Annotated in this window: 24 protein-coding genes; 20 read left to right on the plus strand and 4 right to left on the minus strand. The window is 68.7% G+C overall.

The window, feature by feature from the left end; translation table 11 throughout:
- Nucleotides 1-45: 45 nt before the first annotated feature.
- Complete coding sequence (gene hrcA / locus ACTIF2_RS00515; RefSeq protein ID WP_439495589.1) at nucleotides 46-1161, minus strand: heat-inducible transcriptional repressor HrcA; 1116 nt, start codon at nucleotides 1159-1161, stop codon at nucleotides 46-48.
- Between the two features lie 270 nt (nucleotides 1162-1431).
- Here hrcA and rph point away from each other — a divergent pair, with 270 nt between their 5' ends.
- The 3 genes from rph (at nucleotide 1432) to hemW (ending at nucleotide 4199) form a co-directional block, all read left to right on the plus strand.
- On the plus strand, nucleotides 1432-2148 hold the full coding sequence (rph, locus tag ACTIF2_RS00520; protein WP_439495055.1) for a ribonuclease PH: 717 nt from the start codon (nucleotides 1432-1434) through the stop codon (nucleotides 2146-2148).
- A 201-nt stretch (nucleotides 2149-2349) separates the two neighbouring features.
- A complete protein-coding gene (gene rdgB / locus ACTIF2_RS00525) occupies nucleotides 2350-3000 on the plus strand; it encodes an RdgB/HAM1 family non-canonical purine NTP pyrophosphatase (protein WP_439495056.1) in 651 nt (216 codons plus the stop codon).
- Entirely contained in the window at nucleotides 2997-4199 is a 1203-nt protein-coding gene (gene hemW / locus ACTIF2_RS00530) for a radical SAM family heme chaperone HemW (RefSeq protein WP_439495057.1), read from the plus strand. Before rdgB ends, hemW begins: the two co-directional genes overlap by 4 nt.
- A gap of 116 nt (nucleotides 4200-4315) precedes the next feature.
- On the opposite strand, the gene ACTIF2_RS00535 is transcribed toward hemW, so the two are convergent.
- A complete protein-coding gene (locus tag ACTIF2_RS00535; RefSeq protein WP_439495058.1) occupies nucleotides 4316-5488 on the minus strand; it encodes a penicillin-binding protein activator in 1173 nt (390 codons plus the stop codon).
- Nucleotides 5489-5726: 238 nt separating this feature from the next.
- Between ACTIF2_RS00535 and rsmI the strand changes: the two genes are divergently transcribed.
- The 3 genes from rsmI (at nucleotide 5727) to gshB (ending at nucleotide 8033) form a co-directional block, all read left to right on the plus strand.
- Nucleotides 5727-6647 carry a 16S rRNA (cytidine(1402)-2'-O)-methyltransferase gene (gene rsmI, locus ACTIF2_RS00540; RefSeq protein WP_439495059.1) on the plus strand — a complete coding sequence of 307 codons (921 nt, stop codon included), beginning with the start codon at nucleotides 5727-5729 and terminating at the stop codon, nucleotides 6645-6647.
- Complete coding sequence (locus ACTIF2_RS00545; protein WP_439495060.1) at nucleotides 6644-7024, plus strand: YraN family protein; 381 nt, start codon at nucleotides 6644-6646, stop codon at nucleotides 7022-7024. Before rsmI ends, ACTIF2_RS00545 begins: the two co-directional genes overlap by 4 nt.
- A 70-nt stretch (nucleotides 7025-7094) precedes the next feature.
- On the plus strand, nucleotides 7095-8033 hold the full coding sequence (gene gshB / locus ACTIF2_RS00550; protein WP_439495061.1) for a glutathione synthase: 939 nt from the start codon (nucleotides 7095-7097) through the stop codon (nucleotides 8031-8033).
- Nucleotides 8034-8271: 238 nt separating this feature from the next.
- Here the strand turns inward: gshB and ACTIF2_RS00555 are convergent, their stop codons facing one another.
- Entirely contained in the window at nucleotides 8272-9060 is a 789-nt protein-coding gene (locus ACTIF2_RS00555; protein WP_439495062.1) for a HesA/MoeB/ThiF family protein, read from the minus strand.
- A gap of 163 nt (nucleotides 9061-9223) precedes the next feature.
- Here ACTIF2_RS00555 and ACTIF2_RS00560 point away from each other — a divergent pair, with 163 nt between their 5' ends.
- From ACTIF2_RS00560 to ACTIF2_RS00615, 12 genes are all read left to right on the plus strand, one after another.
- Nucleotides 9224-10225, plus strand: a complete 1002-nt coding sequence (locus ACTIF2_RS00560) for a BMP family lipoprotein (protein ID WP_439495063.1) — start codon at nucleotides 9224-9226, stop codon at nucleotides 10223-10225.
- Nucleotides 10226-10309: 84 nt separating this feature from the next.
- Nucleotides 10310-11047: an MBL fold metallo-hydrolase gene (locus tag ACTIF2_RS00565; RefSeq protein WP_439495064.1), complete on the plus strand. Its 738-nt coding sequence runs from the start codon at nucleotides 10310-10312 to the stop codon at nucleotides 11045-11047.
- Complete coding sequence (locus ACTIF2_RS00570; RefSeq protein ID WP_439495065.1) at nucleotides 11044-12579, plus strand: ABC transporter ATP-binding protein; 1536 nt, start codon at nucleotides 11044-11046, stop codon at nucleotides 12577-12579. Before ACTIF2_RS00565 ends, ACTIF2_RS00570 begins: the two co-directional genes overlap by 4 nt.
- A gap of 175 nt (nucleotides 12580-12754) precedes the next feature.
- Complete coding sequence (locus ACTIF2_RS00575) at nucleotides 12755-13855, plus strand: ABC transporter permease (protein ID WP_439495066.1); 1101 nt, start codon at nucleotides 12755-12757, stop codon at nucleotides 13853-13855.
- A gap of 122 nt (nucleotides 13856-13977) precedes the next feature.
- Nucleotides 13978-14952, plus strand: a complete 975-nt coding sequence (locus ACTIF2_RS00580; RefSeq protein WP_439495067.1) for an ABC transporter permease — start codon at nucleotides 13978-13980, stop codon at nucleotides 14950-14952.
- A gap of 7 nt (nucleotides 14953-14959) precedes the next feature.
- Nucleotides 14960-15373 (plus strand): cytidine deaminase, encoded by a 414-nt coding sequence (locus ACTIF2_RS00585; protein ID WP_439495068.1) that lies wholly within the window; start codon nucleotides 14960-14962, stop codon nucleotides 15371-15373.
- A 56-nt stretch (nucleotides 15374-15429) separates the two neighbouring features.
- Nucleotides 15430-16242, plus strand: a complete 813-nt coding sequence (locus tag ACTIF2_RS00590; RefSeq protein WP_439495069.1) for a purine-nucleoside phosphorylase — start codon at nucleotides 15430-15432, stop codon at nucleotides 16240-16242.
- A gap of 6 nt (nucleotides 16243-16248) precedes the next feature.
- Nucleotides 16249-17010 carry a deoxyribose-phosphate aldolase gene (deoC, locus tag ACTIF2_RS00595; RefSeq protein ID WP_439495070.1) on the plus strand — a complete coding sequence of 254 codons (762 nt, stop codon included), beginning with the start codon at nucleotides 16249-16251 and terminating at the stop codon, nucleotides 17008-17010.
- Nucleotides 17010-18338, plus strand: coding sequence for a thymidine phosphorylase (gene deoA / locus ACTIF2_RS00600; RefSeq protein WP_439495071.1), 1329 nt, complete (start codon nucleotides 17010-17012; stop codon nucleotides 18336-18338). The genes deoC and deoA overlap by 1 nt, the downstream gene beginning before the upstream one ends.
- Nucleotides 18335-19279 (plus strand): 2-hydroxyacid dehydrogenase, encoded by a 945-nt coding sequence (locus ACTIF2_RS00605; RefSeq protein ID WP_439495072.1) that lies wholly within the window; start codon nucleotides 18335-18337, stop codon nucleotides 19277-19279. The genes deoA and ACTIF2_RS00605 overlap by 4 nt, the downstream gene beginning before the upstream one ends.
- A 101-nt stretch (nucleotides 19280-19380) precedes the next feature.
- Nucleotides 19381-20739: an esterase-like activity of phytase family protein gene (locus ACTIF2_RS00610; protein WP_439495073.1), complete on the plus strand. Its 1359-nt coding sequence runs from the start codon at nucleotides 19381-19383 to the stop codon at nucleotides 20737-20739.
- Between the two features lie 214 nt (nucleotides 20740-20953).
- Complete coding sequence (locus tag ACTIF2_RS00615; protein ID WP_439495074.1) at nucleotides 20954-21316, plus strand: SPW repeat protein; 363 nt, start codon at nucleotides 20954-20956, stop codon at nucleotides 21314-21316.
- Between the two features lie 64 nt (nucleotides 21317-21380).
- Here the strand turns inward: ACTIF2_RS00615 and nth are convergent, their stop codons facing one another.
- Complete coding sequence (gene nth / locus ACTIF2_RS00620; RefSeq protein ID WP_439495075.1) at nucleotides 21381-22082, minus strand: endonuclease III; 702 nt, start codon at nucleotides 22080-22082, stop codon at nucleotides 21381-21383.
- Nucleotides 22083-22102: 20 nt separating this feature from the next.
- Here nth and ACTIF2_RS00625 point away from each other — a divergent pair, with 20 nt between their 5' ends.
- Both ACTIF2_RS00625 and ACTIF2_RS00630 read left to right on the plus strand, forming a co-directional pair.
- Nucleotides 22103-22642 carry a DUF2244 domain-containing protein gene (locus ACTIF2_RS00625; protein ID WP_439495076.1) on the plus strand — a complete coding sequence of 180 codons (540 nt, stop codon included), beginning with the start codon at nucleotides 22103-22105 and terminating at the stop codon, nucleotides 22640-22642.
- Complete coding sequence (locus ACTIF2_RS00630) at nucleotides 22643-23161, plus strand: hypothetical protein (RefSeq protein ID WP_439495077.1); 519 nt, start codon at nucleotides 22643-22645, stop codon at nucleotides 23159-23161.
- The last annotated feature ends 2 nt before the right edge of the window (nucleotides 23162-23163 follow it).

Below are 23163 nucleotides of genomic sequence, written 5' to 3' on the forward strand. Positions count from 1 at the left end.
GCAATGCTCCAAAGGCTCCCGCACGAAACGCGCGGAACATCCGCCTCACCGCCCGCCATCCAGCAGCCGGCCGACGACCTTTGCGGTGTAGTCGACCATCGGCACGATGCGGGCATAGTTCAGCCGGGTAGGGCCGATGATGCCGACGACGCCGACGATGCGCTGCTCGGCATCGTGGAAGGGCGCGGCGATCATCGAGGAACCGGACATCGAGAACAGCTTGTTCTCCGAGCCGATGAAGATGCGGACGCCGTCACCGGCCTCGGCGCGGGCGAGCAGGTCGATCACGTCGGTCTGGGTCTCGAGATCGCCGAAGAGTAGGCGGATGCGCTCCAGGTCATCCTGCGCCTTGAGATCCTCCAGGAGATTGGCCTGACCGCGCACGATCAGGTGGCGGTCGCTGGTCGGACCCGACGAGGTCGCGATGCCGCTCTCGACCAGCCTTGCCGTCAACGCATCGAGCTCCCGCTCCATGGTGGCCCGGTATTCGGCGATCTCGCGGCGCAGCTCGCTCAGGGTCTTGCCGAGAACGCGGGCATTGAGGAAATTCGCGGCCTCGGTCAGGGCCGAGACCGGCAGGCCCGGCGGCAGGGCGAGCAGCCGGTTCTCGACCGTGCCGTCCTCCGCGACCAGCACGACGAGGGCGCGCGACGGATCGAGCCGGACGAACTCGATATGCTTCAGGCGCGCATTGGCCTTGGTGGTGACGACGACGCCGGCGCCGCGCGAGAGGCCCGACAGCAGGGCGGAGGCCTCGGTCAGGGTGGCATCCAGCGTGCGGCTGGTCGCGCCCGCCTTGATCTGCGCCTCGATGCGCTTGCGCTCCTCGGAGGTGAGGTTGCCGACCTCCATCATCGCATCGACGAAGAAGCGCAGGCCGCGCTCGGTCGGCAGGCGCCCGGCCGAGACATGCGGCGCATGGATCAGCCCGGCCAGCTCGAGATCGGTCATGACGTTGCGAACGGTCGCGGGCGAGAGCGAGACCGGCAGCAGGCGGGCGATGTTGCGCGAGCCGACGGGCTCGCCGGTCGCGAGATAGCCGTCGACGATCTGCCGGAAGATCTCGCGGGAGCGCTGGTCGATCTCGACCAGACCGCCGGGGTTCTCCGGCTTGGAATGCGCGCTCATCGCGATGCGGGGTTCGGGTTGCGCATGCGCCATTGTCCCTGTCGCGAGGCGACGGATCAAGGACTCTCTTCCTTCTCCCTCTTGCGGGAGAAGGTGGCTCGGCGAAGCCGAGACGGATGAGGGGTCGCGCAACGACTGCCTATTTTACTTCATTTGATGCTCGATGGCTTCAGAAAGCGCAGCGCGACCCCTCATCCACCCCTTCGGGGCCTCTTCTCCCGCAAGGGGAGAAGAGGAGCTTTGCCTTGCCGCCTCGGGCTCAAACGCCTACAAGCCGCGCCATTCAACCATCAGGATATGCTCATGCGACCCTCCAAACGCGCGGCCGACGAGATGCGCAAGGTCACGCTGGAACGCGGCGTGGTGCGCTATGCCGAAGGCTCCTGCATGGTCACCTTCGGCGAGACCAAGGTCCTTTGCGCCGCGAGCGTCGAGGAAAAGGGCCCGCCCTGGCTGCGCGGCACCGGCAAGGGCTGGGTCACCGCCGAATACTCGATGCTGCCGCGCGCCACGCATGAGCGCACCCGCCGCGAGGTAACCTCCGGCAAGCCTTCGGGCCGCACGCAGGAGATCCAGCGGCTGGTCGGACGCTCCTTGCGCGCCGTGGTCGACCTGACCGCGATCGGCGAGCGCCAGATCGTCGTCGATTGCGACGTGCTCCAGGCCGATGGCGGCACCCGCACCGCCTCGATCACCGGCGCCTGGGTCGCTCTGCACGACGCGCTGAAATGGATGGAGGGGCGCAGCATGCTCAAGGGCGCGAACCCGCTCAAGGACCATGTCGCCGCGATCTCCTGCGGCATCGTCGCCGGCAACCCGGTGCTCGACCTCGACTATGTCGAGGATTCGGGCGCGCAGACCGACGCGAATTTCGTCGTGACCGGCTCGGGCGGGCTGGTCGAGGTCCAGGGCACGGCCGAGGGCGCGCCGTTCTCCGAGGAGGAACTGCTGGCCCTGCTCAAGCTCGCCAAGGGCGGCGTCTCCAAGCTGGTCGCACTGCAGAAGGCGGCGGTGGCCTGAGGCTGGATGGCGCCATGGAATGGCTGGCCATAGTTTTGGGTGTGACCATCGGCCTTGCCTTGGTCGGCGGAATCATTGTTCTCGCTTTCAGAACAGAGACCAGCCGTCGAGGGAAGCCATCTCGGCTTGCCCCTCCTTCGGGGCGCGAGGATACCGGGGATGCCCCTCAGTCTCCAAATACAATGGATTGAGGAGCCAATCGTGAGCCAACATCGCCTCCTCTCCGGCAAGGTCGTGATCGCGACCCATAACCAGGGCAAGCTGCGCGAAATGCGTGAGCTGATGGCGCCCTATGGCGTCGACCTGGTCTCGGCCGGCGAGCTCGGCCTGCCCGAGCCGGAGGAGAACGGCCACATGTTCGCCGAGAACGCCGCGATCAAGGCGGTCGCGGCCGCCACAGCCAGCGGGCTGCCGGCGCTCTCCGACGATTCCGGCGTCTGCATCGACGCGCTCGACGGCGCGCCCGGCCTATTCTCGGCCAATTGGGCCGGACCCGGCAAGGATTTCGCCCCGGCGCTCGCCCGCGTCCAGGCCGAGCTCGCCAGGCGTGGTGCCACGACCTCCGACAAGCGCCGCGCGCACTTCGTCTCGGCACTGGTGATCGCCTGGCCGGACGGGCATCAGGAGCTGTTCGAGGGCCGCGTCTTCGGCGAGATCACGCATGAGCCGCGCGGCCTCTCCGGTTTCGGCTACGACCCGATCTTCAAGCCCGACGGCCATGAGCGGACATTCGGCGAGATGAGCAGCATCGAGAAGCACGGCATCGACTGGGGCAACCGCGAGGCCAGCCTGTCCCATCGCGCCCGCGCCTTCCAGGCACTCGCCGCCGCCTGCCTGAGGATGCCCGCATGAGCGCGCCGGTCGCCATCGCCGAGCGGCAGGCGGCCCCGACGCATCCGACCGCGGGCGCCGGTTTCGCGGTCTATGTGCATTGGCCGTTCTGCCTGGCCAAATGCCCCTATTGCGACTTCAACTCCCATGTCCGGCACACACCACCGGACCAGGCCCGCTATGTCGCGGCCTTCCGGCGCGAGATCGTGCATCGCGCAGCCCTCGCCCCCGGCCGTACGGTCTCCTCGATCTTCTTCGGCGGCGGCACGCCCTCGCTGATGGAGGGTCGCACGGTCGGCGCGATCCTCGACGCCATCGGCGAGCATTGGGCGATCGATCGCAATTGCGAGGTCTCGCTCGAGGCGAACCCGACCAGCGTCGAGGCTGGCCGCTTCCAGGATTTTCGCGCCGCCGGTGTCAATCGTGTCTCGCTCGGCGTGCAGGCGCTGAACGATGCCGACCTCAAATCGCTCGGCCGGATGCACACGACGCAGGAGGCGCTCGACGCCGTCGCGATCGCCCGGCGCTATTTCGAGCGCTATTCCTTCGACCTGATCTATGCCCGCTCGGTCGAGCAGACGCCGGCGCTGTGGCGCGCCGAACTCGAGCTGGCGATCAGCCACGCCGCCGAGCATCTCTCGCTCTACCAGCTCACCATCGAGCCGGAGACGGCTTTCGACGCCCTGTTCAGGGCGGGCAAGCTGAAAGTGCCCGACCACGAGGTCGGCGCCGCGCTCTACGAGACGACGCAGGAGACCACGGCGAAACACGGCCTGCCGGTCTACGAGATCTCGAACCATGCGCGGCCGGGCGCCGAATGCCGGCACAACCTGGTCTATTGGCGCTATGGCGAATATGCCGGCATCGGCCCGGGCGCCCATGGCCGGCTGGTGACGTCGGACGGGCGCATGGCGCAATCGACCGAGAAGCGCCCCGAGACCTGGCTCGAACGCGTCGAGCGCGACGGCGACGCGCTGATCGAGAACGAGCGCCTCAATGCAGAGGCGCAGGGCGACGAATACCTGCTGATGGGGCTGCGTCTGGTCGAGGGCATCGACCCGGCGACGTTCAACGCGCTGGCCGGGCGCACGCTGAAGGCCAGCCGCGTCGACAGCCTGGTCGACCAGGGCCTGCTGACCTACAAGCTCGGCGGCAAGCTCGCAGCCACGCCGGACGGCGCGCTGGTTCTGGACGCCGTGGTGGCGGATCTGGCGGCCTGAGACGGCCAACCGTCATGCTCGGGCTTGACCCGAGCATCTCATGACAAGAGGGTGCTCTTCCTGGCCGAGATTCTCGGGTCTGCGCCGCGCTTCGCCCGAGAATGACGCGCCCTTCCCTACTGCGTCGGCGGGCCGAGATCGCGTGGGGCGGCGTTGACCGTGACGATCTGGCCGTTGCGCAATTCGAGAACGGCGAGCCCGCGCTCGACGCGGCCATCGGGGCGGAAGCGGAAGACGCCGTCGGCGCCGGCAAATCCTTGCGAATTGGTCAGAACCGACTCGGAGAAGCGCTGGCTGCCCTGCGTCCTGACCAGCGCCGCCGCCAGCGAGACCGCGTCATAGGCCAAGGTCGCGGTGCGGGTCGGGGCGCTGTTGAAGCGCTGCTGGTAGCGCCCGGCGAAGGCATTGAAACCGGCCGTGTCGGGCGAGGCGAACCAGCCGCCCTGGATCGCCGGCACGCGGGCGACGCCGGCATCGTTCCAGACGCCGGTGCCGAGCGGCTTGACCTTGGCCGGATCGTAGCCGGCCTGCTGGAGCGCGAGGCCGAGCGCCGGCATCGAGTCCGCCGCCGCCGGCACGAAGAGCGCATCGGCCTGCTGCAGGGCCGGAATGATGCGCTGGGCCGAGGCGCGCATGCTGTTCTGGTCGGCGCCGAAGCGCTCGATCACCACGACGCGGCCGCCACGGTCGGCCACCGCCTGCTGGAACGCGGCCTCGACGACCTTGCCATAGGCGGTGTCCGGAACCAGCGCCGCGAAGGATTTGCGCCCTTGCGCCGAGGCATAGGCAATGACGCGGTTGACGTCGTTCTCGGGCGGGAAGGACAGGAGATAGACGCCGCGCGAGGCAACGTTGGTGTCGCTGGAGAAGGCCATGACCGGGCGGTTGGCGCCGCGTGCCGCCTGAGCCGCCGCCTGGACCGAGGGCGCGAAGAGCGGGCCGATGATCAGCTCGGCGCCCTCGCGCAGGGCCTCCTGCGTCGCCGCCTGGGCGCCTTCCGGCGAGCCGCGATCGTCCTTGACCAGCAAGGTGAGGTCGGCACCGGGGAATTCGGCCAGCGCCATCTCGGCCGCGTTCTTAAGGGAATTGCCGACGGTCGCGCCCTGCCCCGCCGCCGAGAGCGGCAGGACGAGCCCGACCTTGACCTTGCCAGTGCCGATGGTCTGGCCGGTCGGCGCTTGCGTCTGCCCGGTCGGCGTCGTCGCGCCGCTGTCGAAACCGGGCAGGCCGGAGGTGCCTCCGCTGCAGGATGCGAGCCCGATCGAGAGGCCGAAAGCCAGCGCCGCCATTCGCAGCCGCGGGACCGGGAGGGGGAGCCGTTGAAGCCGCACGGGACATCTCCAGTCGAGCACAGGGGAATGCGGCCCTTTTCCAGGCCCTATCCGGCTTGCAGTCCCCCGACCGAAGGACTTCCTGCCAGCCCGGCATGGTATTTTCAAGTTGTTAACTCTGTCTTGCCGCAATTGCGACGCGTCAAAGCTGCAGGCGCGCGTGGCGCGAGCGCGACGGCTGTGGCAGCGTGCGCCGATGTCGACCTCGTCCCCCTCCTCATCCGCGCCGCCACGCGCCGCAAGCTACACCGCCTTCGGACTGCGCGCCGAGGCCGAGCCGCTGGCGCCCGGCCTGCATATCGTCGCGACGCCGATCGGCAACCTCCGCGACATTTCGTTCCGGGCGCTGGCGACACTGGCCGCGGCCGACGCTGTGCTGGCCGAGGATACCCGCACCTCGAAGACGCTGCTGGCGCATTACGGCATCTCGACGCCGCTCCTGCCCTATCACGAGCACAACGCGGCGCAGATGCGGCCGAAGGTGCTGGCGAAGCTGCGCGAGGGTGGGCGGCTCGCGCTGATCTCCGATGCCGGCACGCCGCTGGTCTCGGACCCCGGCTACAAGCTCGTCGCCGATGTCGTGGCCGAGGGCCTGCCGGTCACCGGCATCCCCGGCCCCTCGGCCGTGCTGGCGGCACTGGTATTGGCCGGGCTGCCGACCGACCGCTTCTTCTTCGAGGGCTTCCTGCCGCCGAAATCGGCGGCGCGGCGCGGCCGGCTGACCGAGCTCGCCGTCATTCCCGGCACGCTCGTCTTCTTCGAATCGCCGCGCCGGCTCGCCGAGATGCTGGCGGACGCGGCCACCGTGCTGGGCGCGCGACCGGCGGCGGTGGCGCGTGAATTGACCAAGTTCCATGAGACCGTGCGGCGCGGCGCGCTCAGTGAGCTGGCGGCGCATTACGGCGAGGCCGAGGAGGCACGCGGCGAGATCGTCGTGATCATCGGGCCGCCCGGCGCGGAATCGCTGCTGCCGGCGGAGGATGTGATCGATGCGCGGCTGGGCGAGGCGCTCGGCCGACTCTCGCTCAAGGAGGCCGTGGCGCAGGTCGCGGCCGAGACCGGGCAGCCGCGCCGCAAGGTCTATGCGCGGGCGCTCGAACTTACGCGCGAACCGTGACCAGCGGTGTGCGCAGCCAGAGGGCCCGGCGCTCCGGCATCACCGGCCGGCGCGGCGAGTGGCTGGCGATCCTCTGGCTCGGCGCCAAGGGCTATCGTCTGCTGGCGCGCCGCTTCGGCGGCAAGGGCGGCGAGATCGACCTGATCGTCAAGCGCGGCCGCACCATTGCCTTCGTCGAGGTCAAGGCGCGCGGTGCGCTCGACGACGCCCTGATCGCGATCACCCCGGAGAAGCGCCGGCTGGTCGAGACCCGCATCCGGCAGTGGCTGGCGCGCAATCCCTGGGCGATGGAGCACCATTTGCGGGCCGACGCCGTCTTCCTCGCGCCCTGGCGCCGGCCGCGCCATGTGCCGGGCGCCTTCGAGCTGATCCTGTGACGCGCAGCCGCCCTCTTGCGCTGGCGCGGGGGGCCGGCCGATATGAGGCCGCGCAACAGGAGCCTGCCCCATGACCCTTGCCGTCGCCATCCAGATGGACCCGATCGAACGCGTGAAGATCGCAGGCGATACGGGTTTCGCCCTGATGCTGGAGACGCAACGGCGCGGCCACAGGCTCTTCACCTATACGCCGGACAAGCTCTCGCTGCGCGACGGCAAGGTCACCGCGCCGATCCGGCCGGTCGAGGTCCGCGACGTCGAGGGCGACCATTTCACGCTGGGCGCGGAGGAGCGCACCGACCTCTCCAGCCTCGACGTGATCCTGCTCCGGCAGGACCCGCCCTTCGACATGGCCTATATCACCTCGACCCATATGCTGGAGCGCATCCATCCGAAGACGCTGGTGGTCAACGACCCGGCGCAGGTGCGCAATGCGCCCGAGAAGATCCTGGTCACGCATTTCCCCGAGCTGATGCCGCCGACGCTGATCACCCGCGACCGGGCCGAGATCGAGGCTTTTCGCGAGGAATATGGCGAGATCGTCATGAAGCCGCTCTACGGCCATGGCGGCGCGACCGTGTTCAAGACCGGCAAAGGCGACCCGAATTTCGGCTCGCTCTTCGACCTCTTCTCCGGGATCTTCAAGGAGGCCTGGGTCGTCCAGCGCTTCATGAAGGAGGTCTCGGCCGGCGACAAGCGCATCATCCTAGTCGACGGCAAGGCGGCGGGCGCGGTCAACCGCGTGCCGGCCGAGGGCGACCTGCGCGCCAACATGGTGCGCGGCGGCGCGGCAGCGCCGACCGACCTGTCGAAGCGCGAGCTCGAGATCTGCGAGGCCATCGGCCCGGTGCTGAAGGAACGCGGCCTGATCCTGGTCGGGATCGACGTGATCAACGGCTACCTGACCGAGATCAACGTCACCGCGCCGACCGGGGTGCGCGCCATCAAGAAGCTCGGCGGGCCGGATATCGCGGCGCAGGTCTGGGACGTGATCGAGGCGAAGAGGTAGGGAGCCGCTCGTCTCAGCTATCCGGCGTTCAGAAAATGCAGAGGTCATCCCGGCCGGAGCGCCGCGTAGCGCCGGGATCCATGCCGGAACCTTCACAGTTTGCGCTCCGGCATGGATCCCGGGTCGGCGCGGCCAAAGCCGCTTGCCCGGGATGATGGAGATTTTTCGGATTCCGTGATCGCAGAACGCTCTAGCCAGACGAGTTAAGGATGGGCTTGCCCAAGGTCGGGCGCGCGGCCTAACCGCCAGCGCTGGCCCCCGTCCCGTTGAGCGGATTTGCCCCGTCCCAGTCATAGCGCATCATGTCGAAGCGCATGGTCATGGCGTCGACGAGCAGGAGCCTGCCGACGAGCGGCTCGCCGAAGCCGGTCACCGCACGGATCACCTCCAGTGCCATCAGCGAGCCCATCACGCCGGAGAGCGCGCCGAGCACACCGGCCTCAGCGCAGGGCGCGACGGTGCCGGGCGGCGGCGGGCTGGGGAACAGGCAGCGATAGGTCGGGTTCGGCCGTCCGTCCGCGCGTTTCTCATGCGGCCGCAAGGTGGTCAGCGAGCCGTCGAAGCGGCCGAGCGCAGCGGTGACCAGCGGCTTCTTCTCATGGAAGCAGGCGTCCGAGACGGCATAGCGCGTCTCGAAATTGTCGGAGCCGTCCGCGACGACGTCGTAGAAGGCGACCATGGCGCGGGCATTATGGGCGTCGATGCGGGTGACATGCTCCTCGACCGCGACATGCGGGTTGAGCCGCTTGATGAAACCCGCCGCCGCCACCGCCTTGCGCACGCCGAGATCGGCGCTGCCGAAAATGGTCTGGCGCTGCAGGTTGGAGAGCGAGACATGGTCGTCGTCGACGATGCCGATCATGCCGACGCCGGCCGCTGCCAGATACTGGAGCAGCGGCGCGCCGAGCCCACCCGCGCCAATGACCAGCACGCTCGTGGCCTTCAGCCGCGCCTGGCCCGGCCCGCCGATCTCCGGCAGCACCAGATGGCGCGCATAGCGTTCGATCTCGTCGTCGTTCAGGCCCATGCGGCAAGGGTTAAGCCGATCCGCGGGCTTGGGCAATCATGGCCGTGGCAAGGCAGGATGCGCCATCCGCAGAGCCGCTTGGCCATGCCGGCAAGCCATGCCATCGTGTCGCCAGGCAAAGGCGGGCGAACCGCGCCGCGCGTTCAACAGGGGACAGCTAATCATGCGGGTGAGAACTCTCGCGCTGGCGCTGGCCGGCGCCGCCTTCTCGGCAGTCGCGGCACTGGCCCAGACCGACATCAAGCCGGCCGTCGTCTATGACAAGGGCGGCAAGTTCGACAAATCCTTCAACGAGGCCGCCTATAACGGCGCGGAGAAGTTCAAGCAGGAGACCGGCGTCGCCTTCCGCGATTTCGAGCCGACCAACGAGGCGCAGATCGAGCAGGCGCTGCGCCGCTTCGCGCGCGACGGCCATTCGCCGATCGTCGCCGTCGGCTTCTCGCAGGCGACCGCGCTGCAGAAGGTCGCGGCCGAGTTTCCCGACCTGAAATTCACGATCATCGACATGGTGGTCGAGCTGCCCAACGTGCAGTCGATCGTGTTCAAGGAGCATGAGGGCTCCTATCTCGTCGGGCTGCTCGCCGGCATGGCCTCGAAGACCGGCAAGGTCGGCTTCGTCGGCGGCATGGACATCCCACTGATCCGCAAATTCGCCTGCGGCTATGCCCAGGGCGTCAAGGCGGCCAACAAGGACGCCGAGATCTTCCAGAACATGACCGGCTCGACCCCGGCCGCCTGGAACGACCCGGTCAAGGGCGGCGAGCTCGCCAAGTCGCAGATCGACCGCGGCGCCGACGTGATCTACCACGCCGCCGGCGGCACCGGGATCGGCGTGCTGCGCGCCGCCGCCGACGCCGGGAAGCTCGGCATCGGCGTCGATTCCAACCAGAACGGCCTGCAGCCCGGCAAGGTGCTGACTTCGATGCTGAAGCGCGTCGACGTTGCGACCTATGCCTCCTTCAAGGCCGCCCGCGACGGCAGCTGGAAGCCCGGGCTCTCGGTGCTCGGGCTGAAGGAGGACGGTATCGCCTGGGCGCTCGACGATGCCAATCGCGCGCTGATCACGCCCGAGATGAAGGCCGCCGCCGACAAGGCGCGCGAGGAGATCATCGCCGGGACAGTCAAGGTCCACGACTACATGTCGGATTCGAAATGCACGATGTGAGGTGACCTTTTTGCGGTCCCCGGCCGAAGCGACGCCGCGCCTCTCCGCCTTGCGGGGACGGCCTTGCGCCGCGGGTGTCTCGCCATGAAGATCACCATCCTCGGCTCGGGCGACGCCTTCGGCTCCGGCGGGCGCTTCAACACCTGCCTGCATGTCGAGGCCGGCACTGACCGGATGCTGCTCGATTGCGGCGCCACCAGCCTGGTGGCGCTGAACAAGGCCGGCATCGCGCGCAATCCGATCTCGACCCTGCTCTTCACGCATTTCCACGGCGACCATTTCGGCGGACTGCCCGCCTTCCTGCTCGATGCGCAATTTCTCTCGCGCCGGAGCGAGACGCTGACCATTGCCGGGCCCGTCGGTGTCGAGCACCGCGCGCTGCATGCGCTGGAGGCCGATTTTCCGGGTTCTTCGAGCAATCGCTGGCGCTTCCCGATCTCGTTCGTCGAGGTGACGCCGGAGGCGCCCGCGACGCTCGCGGGCTTTTCCGTCGAGGCCTTCCCGATGGTGCATGACGAGCGCGCCGGACCCTGCCAGGGCTATCGGCTGGCGCGAGACGGCAAGATCTTCGCCTTCTCCGGCGATACGGCCTGGACGCAAGCGCTGATCCCGCTGGCGGCCGGAGCCGACGCGCTGCTGGTCGAGTGCTACACCTATGACCAAGTGCTGACGAACCATCTCGACTACCGCTCGCTGGCCGCCCATCGCGGCGAGCTCGCGACGCCGCGCATCATCCTGACCCATATGAGCCCCGCCATGCTGGCGCATGAGGCGCCTCTGCCGGAGGAGCGGGCCTTTGACGGCATGGTGATCACGCCATGAGCGACGAGCGCGCCCCGGCGATCGCGCTCAGCGGGATCAGCAAGAGTTTTGGTCCGGTCCAGGCCAACAAGGACGTCTCGCTGACGGTCGCCGCCGGCTCGATCCATGGCATCGTCGGCGAGAACGGCGCCGGCAAGTCGACGCTGATGTCGATCCTCTACGGCTTCTACGAGGCCGATTCCGGCGAGATCAGGATCAATGGCCGCCCAGTGCGGATCCGCAGCCCGGCCGATGCGATCGCCGCCGGCATCGGCATGGTCCACCAGCATTTCATGCTGGTCGAGCCGCTCAGCGTGGTCGAGAACGTCGTGCTCGGAGCCGAGGGCGGCGGCCTGCTCAAGGGAGGCCTCGCCGCCGCACGCGCGGAACTCGCCCGCCTCGCCCGCGATTACGACCTCGCGATCGATCCCGATGCCGTGGTCGGCGAGCTTTCGGTCGGCTTCCAGCAGCGCGTCGAGATCCTGAAGGCGCTCTATCGCGGCGCCGAGATCCTGATCCTCGACGAGCCGACGGCGGTGCTGACGCCGCCGGAGGCGGACCAGCTCTTTTGCCTGCTGCGGGCGCTGAAGGCGCAGGGCAAGACCGTGATCCTGATCACGCACAAGCTGCGCGAGATCATGGCGGCGACCGACACGGTCTCGGTGATGCGCCGCGGCGAGATGATCGCGTGCTTCGCCACCTCCGCGACCTCGCCGCCCGAGCTGGCCGAGGCGATGGTCGGGCGGCGCGTGCTGCTGCGGGTCGAGAAGACGCCGCGCCCGCGCGGCAAGCCGGTGCTGGAGGCGGCCGGGCTCAGCGTCAGCGACGAGCGCGGCGTCGAGCGGCTGAGCGAAGCGAGCCTCACCCTGCATGAGGGCGAGATCGTCGGCATTGCCGGGGTCGCCGGCAATGGCCAGAGCGAGCTGCTCGACGTGCTGGCGGGACTGGTCCAGCCGTCGCGCGGCGTCATTCGCCTCGACGGCCGCATCCTGAGCGCGTCCGACCGGACACCGGCCCATCTGCGCAGCCTCGGCCTGATGCATATCCCCGAGGACCGGCAGCGGACCGGGCTGGTCACCGCCTTTCCCGCCGCAGAGAACAGCATCCTCGGCTATCAGGACGACGCCGCCTTCGGGCCCGGCCCTTTCCTCTCCCCCACCCGGATCGCGGCCCACGCGCTCGCGGGGATGACGGCCTATGACGTGCGCCCGGCCGATCCGCATCTCAGGGCCGGGAAATTTTCCGGCGGCAACCAGCAGAAGATCGTGCTCGCCCGCGAGATCGAGCGCGCGCCCAAGGTGCTGCTCGTCGGACAGCCGACGCGCGGCGTCGATATCGGCGCGATCGAGTTCATCCATCGCCGGCTGATCGCCTTGCGCGACGCGGGCGTCGCGATCCTGCTGGTCTCGGTCGAACTCGAGGAGGTGATGGCGCTGTCCGACCGCATCCTCGCCATGTGCGGCGGCCGGATCACCGGCGAACGCGCGGCCGACGCCGCCGACGAGCGCGATCTCGGCCTGCTGATGGCCGGGGTGAGCGAGGCGGCGGCGTGATGGAGCTGTCACTCGTTCGAAGGTCCGGCTCGTCCCTTCCCCCTTGTGGGGAAGGGAGCGGGATGGGGGGCGTGCAACCTGGCGAGCGCTCACCCGGTCGTTCGCCCCCCACCCCTTCCCCTCCCCACAAGGGGGAGGGGTTCCCGCGCCTTCCCGTCGAAGAGCCTTGTTATCCATGAGCGCCGCACCGATCGAGCTGCCGCGCTGGGCCGATGCGGGGCTCGTCCCGCTGGTCAGCGTCGTTGCCGCGCTCGCTGTCGCCGGGCTCGTCGTGCTCGGCATCGGCGAGAGCCCGCTGGAGGCGATGGCGCTGCTGCTCAGGGGCGCGCTCGGAAGCCTGGAGGGGATCGGCTTCACGCTCTACTACACCACCAATTTCATCTTCACGGGGCTCGCCGTCGCGGTCGCCTTCCATGCCGGGCTGTTCAATATCGGCGGCGAGGGCCAGGCGACGATCGCCGGCATCTTCGTCGCGCTCGCCTGCCTCTGGCTGGCGCCGCTGCCCGCCATTGTCCTCGTTCCGCTCGCCATCCTGGCGGCGGCGGCAGGCGGGGCGCTCTACGGCTTCGTTCCGGGCTGGCTGCAGGCGACGCGCGGCAGCCATGTCGTGATCACCACGATCATGTTCAACTTCCTGGCGGCGACGCTCAGCGTCTACCTGCTGGTGAACGTGATCGGCAAGCCGGGCTCGATGCAGGCCGAAACGCCGGAATTCGCCAGCCACGCCGTGCTGACGCCGATGCACCAATTGCTGGCGCCGCTTGGCGTGAAACTACCTGCGACGCCGCTCAACAGCGCCTTCCTCCTGGCGCTCGCCGCGCTCGTCGCGGTCTGGGCGCTGATCTACCGCTCGCGGCTCGGCTATGCCATCCGCACCGTCGGCGCCAATCCGCGCGCCGCCGCCTATGCCGGCATCTCGCCGGCCCGCACCACCATGATCGCCATGGCGATCTCCGGCGCGCTCGCCGGCGGGCTCGCGGTCAACGAGGTGATGGGCGTGCAGCACCGGCTGCTGCTCGATTTCACCGCCGGCTACGGTTTCGTCGGCATCGCGGTGGCATTGATGGGGCGGGGTCACCCGGTCGGCGTCGCGCTGGCCGCGCTTCTCTTCGGCGTGCTCTACCAGGGCGGGGCGGAGCTCTCCTTCGACAAGCCGAGCATCACCCGCGACATGGTCGTGGTGATCGGCGGCGTCGTGATCCTGTTCGCCGGCGCGCTCGACGGGCTCTTCCGCCGGTTCGTCGCGACTGGCCTCCTGCTGGTCCGGAAGGGCTAGCGCATGGTCCGGCCGGCGAATTCCGTCATTGCGAGGAGCGTAGCGACGAAGCAATCCAGAGGGATTGCGCGAGACATCCTGGATTGCTTCGCTGCGCTCGCAATGACGGTGAGGAGCTAGCGATGGACTGGCTCACAACCGTCGCCGTCATTCTCGATTCGACGATCCGGCTGTCGATTCCGCTGCTTTGCGCGGCGATGGCCGGGCTCTGGTCCGAGCGCTCGGGCGTCGTCGATATCGGGCTGGAAGGCAAGATGCTGGTCGCCGCCTTCGCCTCGGCGGTCGCAGCCTTCGCGACCGGCTCGGCCTGGGTGGGACTGGGCGCCGGCATCCTCGCCTCGGTCGCACTCTCGCTGGTGCACGGCTTCGCCGCGATCACCTGGCGCGGCAACCAGATCGTCTCGGGCGTCGCCATCAACATGCTGGCGGCCGGCGTCACCGTCGTGCTCGGCAATGCCTGGTACCAGCAGGGCGGGCGGACGCCGCCGCTGGAGGGCGGCGCGCGCTTCGGCGACCTGACGCTGCCGCTGGCGGCAGCGATGCGCGAGCACGTCCCGATCCTCGGCCTGATCTATGACGAGGTGATCTCCGGCCATGCCGCACCGGTCTATCTGGCGCTGCTCTGCGTGCCGCTGACCGCCTTCGTGCTGAAGCGCACGCGCTTCGGCCTGAGATTGCGCGCCGTCGGCGAGAATCCGGCCGCCGTCGACACCGCCGGCATCTCGGTCGCCGGGCTGCGCTACGGCGCGGTCGTCATTTGCGGCGTGCTGTGCGGATTGGGCGGCACCTATCTCGCCGTCTCGCAATCGGCGGCCTTCCTGCCTCACATGACGGCGGGAAAGGGCTTCATCGCGCTCGCCGCCGTGATCTTCGCCAATTGGCGGCCCTGGCCGGCGCTCGGCGCCTGCCTGCTCTTCGGCCTGCTCGACGCCATCGCGATCCGCCTGCAGGGCGTCGTCCTGCCGGGAATCGGGCAGGTGCCCGTGCAAATGATCCAGGCCCTGCCCTATCTTTTGACCGTGATCCTGCTCGCAGGCTTCATCGGCAGGGCGACGCCGCCGAAGGCGTCCGGCCTGCCCTATGTCAAGGAGCGCTGACCCCATCATGGCCGAGACCGAGCCCGATCTGGACGCCCTCTTCGCCGTGGCCAAGGCTGCGCAGCGGCAGGCCTATGCGCCCTATTCGCGCTTCAGGGTCGGTGCCGCCCTGCTCGCCGATGACGGCGCGATCTATGCCGGCTGCAATGTCGAGAACGCCTCCTATGCGGTGGGCGCCTGCGCGGAAGCCGGCGCGATCTCGGCGATGATCGCCGGCGGCGGCCGCGCCATTCGGGCCGTCCTGGTGCTGGGCGACGGCGAGGCGCTAGTCACGCCCTGCGGCGCCTGCCGCCAGCGCATCCGCGAATTCGCGACGCCGGAGACGCCGATCCTGATCGCCGGGCCGGAGGGCGTCCGCGCCCGCTTTTCCCTCGCCGAGCTGTTGCCAGCCTCGTTCGGACCAGCCAATTTGCCGGCCTGATTTGCGTGACAGCGGGCCTTCGCCCGCGGCGCCGAAACGCAATGCCGGGGCATGTGATGGCGGCCGATCCGAGCTTCGACAAGGCGGCGCAGATGCTGGTCGATCACGGCGTCACCGGCGCGGTCGATTGCGCCCTCGTGCTCGGCACCGGGCTCGGCCGCATCGTCGACGACATGGTCGATCCCGTGACCATCCCGTTCTCGGAGATCCCGGGCTTTCCGGAGGGCGCGGTTTCCGGCCATGCCCGCACGCTCTGTTACGGCACCTTGCACGGCCGGCAGGTCCTGATCTTCCAGGGCCGGGCGCATTATTACGAGACCGGCGATCCCGCCGCGATGCGCGTGCCGATCGGCATGCTGGCCGCTTTCGGATCGCCGCCGCTGATCCTGACCAATGCGTCCGGGTCGCTGAAGCCGGAGATGCGGCCGGGCGGGCTGGCGCTGATCAGCGACCATATCAATCTCAACGGCCTGAATCCGCTGATCGGCGACACCGGCGACGGGCGTTTCGTGCCGATGGTCGATGCCTATGACCCGCATCTGCGCGCCAGGCTCAGGAAGGCCGCAGCGTCCGCCGGCATCAATCTCAGCGAGGGCGTCTATATGTGGTTTTCCGGGCCAAGCTTCGAGACGCCGGCCGAAATCAGGATGGCACGGGTGCTGGGCGCGGATTTCGTCGGCATGTCGACCGTGCCGGAGGTCATCCTGGCGCGGCGTCACGGCATCCGGGTTGCCGGCATCTCGGTGATCACCAATATGGCGGCGGGGCTGCATGGCGGCGCCCCGAGCCATGGTGAGACGCGCGATGTGGCGGCGGGCGCCTCGGCCGGGTTGCGCCGTCTGCTGCGCGCCTTCCTGACGGAGCTCTGAGACGCCATGACCGATACTGAGACCGCAGCCCGCGCGCTCGCCCTGCTCGACCTGACCGATCTCTCCGACCAGGCCAGCGAGGCGGGAACCCTGCAGCTCTGCGCGCGCGCCGTCGCGACGCCCGGCCCGGTCGCGGCCATCTGCATCTGGCCGCGCTTCGTCACCGTGGCGCGCCAGACCCTGCGGGACTCCACCGTGCAGATCGCGACCGTGGTCAATTTCCCGGCCGGAGGCAGCAATTGCGCGCTCACCGCCGGCGACGTCGCGGAGGCGCTCGGCGACGGCGCCGACGAGATTGACCTCGTGCTGCCCTGGCGCGCCTTCCTCGAAGGCGATAGCGATATCGCCCGCGAGATGGTCGCGAGCGCCAAGGACCAATGCGGCGACAAGCTGCTGAAGGTCATCCTCGAGACCGGCGAATATCCCGATCTCGGTGCGGTGAAATCGGCGTCCGAACTTGCCATCGCCGCCGGCGCCGATTTCATCAAGACCTCGACCGGCAAGACCGCCCGCTCGGCCAGCCTGCCGGCCGTCGAGACGATGCTGGGCGTGATCAAGGCCTCCGGCAAGCCGGTCGGCATCAAGCCCTCAGGTGGGATCAGGACGCTCGAGGATGCGAGCGCCTATCTCGATCTGGCCGACCGCATCATGGGGCCGGACTGGGCGCGGCCCGCGACCTTCCGCTTCGGCGCCAGCGGACTGCATCAGGTGCTGGTCGACATCATCGAGGGCAAGACCGCCGGCGAACGCATCGACGGAGCCTATTGATGCGGCTGCCGCAGGAGATCATCGCCGCCAAGCGCGACGGCGACACGCTTGGCGCGGCCGATATCCGCCAGATCGTCGCCGGGCTGACCGACGGCTCGGTCAGCGAGGGACAGGCGGCGGCCTTCGCCATGGCGGTGTTCTTCCGCGACATGGACGAGGGCGAACGCGTCGCGCTGACGCTCGCCATGCGCGATTCAGGCACGGTGCTGAACTGGGACGACCTGCCCGGCCCGGCGCTCGACAAGCATTCGACCGGCGGCGTCGGCGACACGGTCAGCCTGCCGCTGGCGGCGGCGGTCGCGGCCTGCGGCGGCTATGTGCCGATGATCTCCGGGCGCGGCCTCGGCCATACCGGCGGCACGCTCGACAAGCTCGACGCCGTGCCGGGCTATGCGACGCAGCCCGACCTCGCCCTGTTCCGCAAGGTGGTGCGCGAGACCGGCTGCGCGATCATCGGCCAGACCGCCGATCTCGCTCCCGCCGACAAGCGCCTCTATGCCATCCGCGACGTCACGGCGACGGTCGAGACGATCCCGCTTCTGGTCTCCTCGATTCTGTCGAAGAAGCTCGCCGCCGGGCTCTCTGGCCTCGCCATGGACGTGAAATTCGGCTCGGGGGCCTTCCTGCCCGATTTCGGCAAGGCCCGGGACCTGGCTCAGGCGCTCGTTGCCGTCGCCAATGGCGCCGGCCTGCCAACGACGGCGCTGATGACCGACATGAGCGAGCCGCTGGCTTCGGCCGCCGGCAATGCGCTCGAAGTCGCCTATGCGCTCGACCACCTGACCGGGCGGCGGCGCGAGCCGCGCTTCCACGAGGTGACGGTGGCGCTCGCCGCGGAGATGCTGCTGCTCGGCCGGCTCGCCAGCGACCCCGAGGACGCCCGGCGCCGAGTCGAGACCGCCTTCGCCAGCGGGGCTGCGGCCGAGTGCTTCGCGCGGATGGTCGCCGCGCTCGGCGGGCCTGCCGACCTGCTCGACGCTTCCGAGCGGCATCTTGCCGCGGCGCCGATCGTCAGACCGGCCTATCCGCAGAGGGCCGGAATCGTGCAGACGAGCGACACGCGCGGCGTCGGCCTCGCCGTGGTGGCGCTGGGCGGCGGGCGGACGCGCCCGCAGGATCCGGTCGACCACGCCGTCGGGCTGACCGAGCTGGCCGGGCTGGGCGACAGGGTCGGGCCGGACCGGCCGCTCGCGATCGTCCATGCCCGCGACGAGGCCGGTTTCAGCGCAGCCGAGGCCCGGCTGCGGCGCGCTTATTCCCTCGGCGACGACGGAGCCGGCCATGGCCCGCTGATCGCCGAACGCATTACGGAGACGACGCAATCATGACCCTGCTCGTTGCGATGACCGGATGGCATGTCGAGGACTGGCGCGAGCGCTTTGCCGCGCTCCTGCCGGAGCTCCCGGTCGTGACGCTGGGCGAGCCGTTCGACCGGCGCGCCGTGCATTATGTCGCGAGCTGGAAGCACCCCGAAGGCAGCCTCGCCGGATTGCCCAACCTCGCCGCGATCTTCTCGCTCGGCGCCGGCGTCGACCATATCTTCGCCGATTCCCGGCTGCCCGAGGTGCCGATCGCGCGCGTGGTCGATCCCGACCTGACGGCGCGGATGAGCGAATATGTCGTGCTGCACTGCCTGATGCATTTGCGCCAGCAGCGCCGCTACGACCGCCAGCAGCTGGCGAAGTCCTGGGACGACGACCGCCACCAGCCCGCCGCGCGCTCGGTCCGGGTTGGCATCATGGGGCTCGGCGAGCTCGGGCTCGACGCGGCGCGCAAGCTGCAGATCATCGGCTTCGATGTCGCCGGCTGGAGCCGCTCGCCGAAAGACGTCGACGGCCTCGTGACCTTCGCGGGCTCCGACGGCATGCTCGCCTTCCTCGGCCGCACCGACATCCTCGTCTGCCTGCTGCCGCTGACGCCCGACACCCGCGGCATGCTCAATGCCGATCTCTTCGCGGCGCTGGCGCAGAACGGCCGGCTCGGCGGGCCGTTCCTGATCAATGCCGGGCGCGGCGGGCTGCAGGTCGAGGCCGACATCCTCGCCGCGCTCGACGCCGGCACGCTGAAGGGCGCGGCGCTCGACGTGTTCGAGAGCGAGCCGCTGCCGGCGGATTCGCCGCTCTGGAGCCACCCGTCGGTGACGGTGACGCCGCATAACGCGGCGATGTCGGAGCCGGAGGCGATCGCGACCCTGATCGCCGCGCAGATCCGGCGGCTGCAGGCCGGCGAGCCGCTGGAACATATGGTCGACCCGACGCGGGGCTATTGAGGCGAAGCCGACGATACGTCACCCAACCGTCACGCCGCTGTCGTCGGGCTGAAACGCTGCAGGGTCAATCCGGCGCGTCTCATCCAGCGCCGGAGTGTCCCATGCGCCTTGCCCTCGCCGCAGCCCTGCTGTTGTCCTCGACCATGCTCGCCGGCGCGCAGGACGCGCCTAAGGAGTTTTCGGCCAAGCTTCTCGGCCATGCGCTGCTGCCGGCCAACACCATCATCCCCGCCCCGGCCGACGCCCCGGCCGATCTCAAGGTCTCGGGCAAGTTCACGACGCCGGGCAAGCGCGTCGAGCAGGTCGGCACCGTGATGGGCACCTCGGGCGGGCGCCCGACCGGCCTCTCCACTCCCTTCGCCGGGCAGCCGGTGCAGGGCTTCTCCGGCATCCGCTCGCTCGGCAATGGCGAGTTCCTGGTGCTGACCGATAACGGCTTCGGCGCCAAGGCGAACTCGCCCGACGCGATGCTGTTCTTCCACCGCCTCAAGGCCGATTTCACCGGGGGCAAGATCGAGCGCAGCGCGACCACCTTCCTGCACGACCCCGACAAGAAGGTGCCGTTCCGCATCGTCCACGAGGGCACCGAGAAGCGTTACCTGACCGGCGCGGATTTCGATCCCGAGTCGATCCAGCCGGTCGGCGACAAGATCTGGATCGCCGAGGAATTCGGCCCCTACCTGATCCGCACCGACGCCAACGGCAAGGTCGAGGCTGTGTTCGAGACCATGGTCGACGGCAAGCCCGCGCGCTCGCCCGACCATTACGCCGTGACCACGCCCGGCGCGCCCAACCTGCCGGTCGAGTTCAATGTCCGCCGCTCGAAGGGCTATGAGGGCATGGCGCAATCGCCGGACGGGCGCTTCCTCTACCCGCTGCTGGAGGGCCCGCTCTGGAACGCCGAGACCAAGGGCAACGAGGAGGTCGACGGCAAGGAAGTGCTGCGCATCCTCGAATTCGACGTGCAGAACGAGAAGTGGACCGGCCGCTCCTGGTTCTTCCCGCTGGAGCAGAAGGGCCTCGCCATCGGCGATTTCAACATGATCGACAGCACTACAGCGCTCATTATTGAAAGAGATAACGGCGAAGGCACCGCCGACCGCGCCTGCGCCGCTGGCCAGAAGGGCCCAGACTGCTTCCACGACCTCGCCAAGTTCAAGCGCATCGTCAAGATCGAGATGACCGACGCCAATGTCGGCAAGCTCGTGCGCAAGGTCGGCTATATCGACCTGATGAAGATCGCCGATCCGGACGGCAAGGCGAAGCAGGGCGCCATCGACGGCGTGCTGCCCTTCCCCTTCTTCACCATCGAGAATGTCGATGTCGTCGATCGCGCCAACGGCGTCATCGTCGTCGGCAACGACAACAACCTGCCCTTCTCCTCCTCGCGCGACCCGAAGAAGGCCGATGACAACGAGCTCGTCCTGCTCTCGGTGAAGGAATTGCTCGACGCCAAGTGAACGCATCTGCCAGGCTTGGGCCTCCCAAGTCGTGGTCAAGTAAGTTTTCTGGCGCAGCAGCGCTGTCAACGTCATGGCCGGCCTCGCGCCGGCCATTCACGTTTGTGCGTACCGATCTTGAACTGGCGCGCCTGCAGTATTAAATTACTGATCACCAAGCGCTTTCGGGCGCAAGGCATAGTGGTTCGGATGATCGACACTCATGGAGGTGATCATGTTGACCGCGAATACGAATGGCCGGCGGCCGCAGGACTTGTTCAATCTCCTGATCGCCGCATGCCTGTTCATCTCTCCCTGGATCGTCGGCTTCGTGGGCGACACCATGCCCACGCGAAACGCCTGGATCGTCGCCGTGGTGCTCGCCTTGGTGGCCGTCGCGGCGCTTTCGGTCTTCGCCGAATGGGAGGAGTGGGTGAACCTGGTGCTCGGCCTCTGGCTGATGGCCTCGCCCTGGATGCTCGGCTTCACCGGCAATTTCAACGCGTTCTGGACCCATATGATCCTGGGCGTGCTGACGGCGGCGGTCTCGGCCTGGGCGGTCTGGGACTATCGGCATGAGCCGCACGCGACGGCCTGACCGGCCGCTCCGCGACACGATGCTACGACCCGCCGCCGCAAGACGGCGGGTCTTTTGCCGCCGGTCAGGTCACGCGCTTGTCGGGCGAATCGCAGAGATCGTTGAGCAGGCAGCGGCCGCATTCGGGCCTGAGCGCCTTGCAGGTGTAGCGCCCGTGCAGGATCAGCCAGTGATGCGCGTGCCGGCCATATTCGGGGGGCACGGCCTTCTCCAGCCCGAGCTCGACGGTCAGCACATTCTTTCCCGGCGCGATGCGCAGGCGGTTGGCGACGCGGAAGACATGGGTGTCGACCGCATGGGTGATCTCTCCGAAGGCGACGTTGAGCACGACATTGGCAGTCTTGCGGCCGACGCCGGGCAGGCTTTCCAGCGCCTCGCGGCTGGTCGGAACCTCGCCGCCGAATTCCGCGATCAGCTTCTCGCTGAGCAGGATGACGTTCTTCGCCTTGGTGCGGTAGAGGCCGATGGTCCTGACCAGCTCGCGCACCTGCTCCTCGCCGAGCTCCAGCATCTTCCGCGGCGTGTCGGCGAGCGCGAAGAGCTTGCGCGTCGCCTTGTTGACGCCGGCATCGGTCGCCTGGGCCGAGAGCACCACCGCGACCAGCAAGGTGAAGGCGTTGATATGCTCGAGCTCGCCCTTGGGCTCGGGATTGGCGGCCTGGAAACGCTCGAAGATCTCGCGGATGCCGGCCGCGTCGCGCGGTCTCGGCGTCGTGATCCTCACCGGCCCTGGCTTGCGGCCCATGGGCCTGTTCCTGTCGCTCATCCCGGCGTTATAATCGCGGGATGAGCGGCGGCAAGCATGATTACGGCTATCGCGGCGAGGAGCGGACGGACGCCTCCGAGCGCCCCGTCTTCGACGCCACGATCACGCCGCATCGCTCGCTCGGCCAGAGCGGTTTTCGCATCGTGATGACGCTGGTCTGTCTCGCCAGCGTGGTGTCCTCGATCCCCTTCGTCGTGCTCGGCGCCTGGCCGGTCGCCGGCTTCTTCGGCCTCGACATCCTGGCGCTGTTCATCGCCTTCAAGCTCAATTTCCGCGCGGCGCGGGCATTCGAGCGCATCGTGGTGACGCCGCTCGAAGTGCTGCTGCGCAAGGTCTCGCATCGCGGCAAGGAAGCGATCTGGCGCTCCAATCCGGCCTGGACCAAGCTCGAGCGCGAGCAGGACGAGGATTACGGCCTGCTGGGGCTCAGCCTGGTCTCCCGCGGCCGCAGCGTGCCGGTCGGCAGCGCCCTCTCGCCGGATGAGCGGGAAGGCTTTGCCGAGGCGCTGGGAACGGCACTGGCCAAGGCACGGCGCGGCCCGGATTTCGGAAAAGCCTGAATGGCGGCCACCATCGTGCCGCTGCTGACGCTGGCGGTCATCGCCTTCGTCCTGATCGTCGCAATCGCGCCGAGCCGGAAAGCAACCGCCCCCGAAGCGCTCTCCGAAGGCGAGAAGAACGTGCGCGCCTATGGGCTCATCCTGCGCGACAAGCTCGACCGGGCGCTATTCGGGCCGGTGCTGGCGGAGCAGGTCTGGCGCAAGCTGATGCGATGCCCCATCGGTGAGGGGCTGATCCACGAGTTCCACCGCGATTTCTGTGGCCATGGGCTGATCCGCACCGAGGCGGGCGTGAAGCTCTGCGACATCCTGGATGGCTGGCATCCCGGCGAAGCCATCGCCGAATGGACGTCGCAGGAGGCCTTCATCGCCTTCTTCGCCGAGCAGTCGGATTATTCCTGCAGCGGCTGGGACGAGACCTCGCCGGTCTTCGCGACGCAGGACGAGTGGCACCGCAACAACCAGCGCCTGACCCGCAAGAAGCTGCAGCGCTTCCTGGACGGGTCCCCGCCAGCCTGACC

The sequence above is a fragment of the Allobosea sp. genome, assembly GCF_051860145.1.
Taxonomy (GTDB): domain Bacteria; phylum Pseudomonadota; class Alphaproteobacteria; order Rhizobiales; family Beijerinckiaceae; genus Allobosea.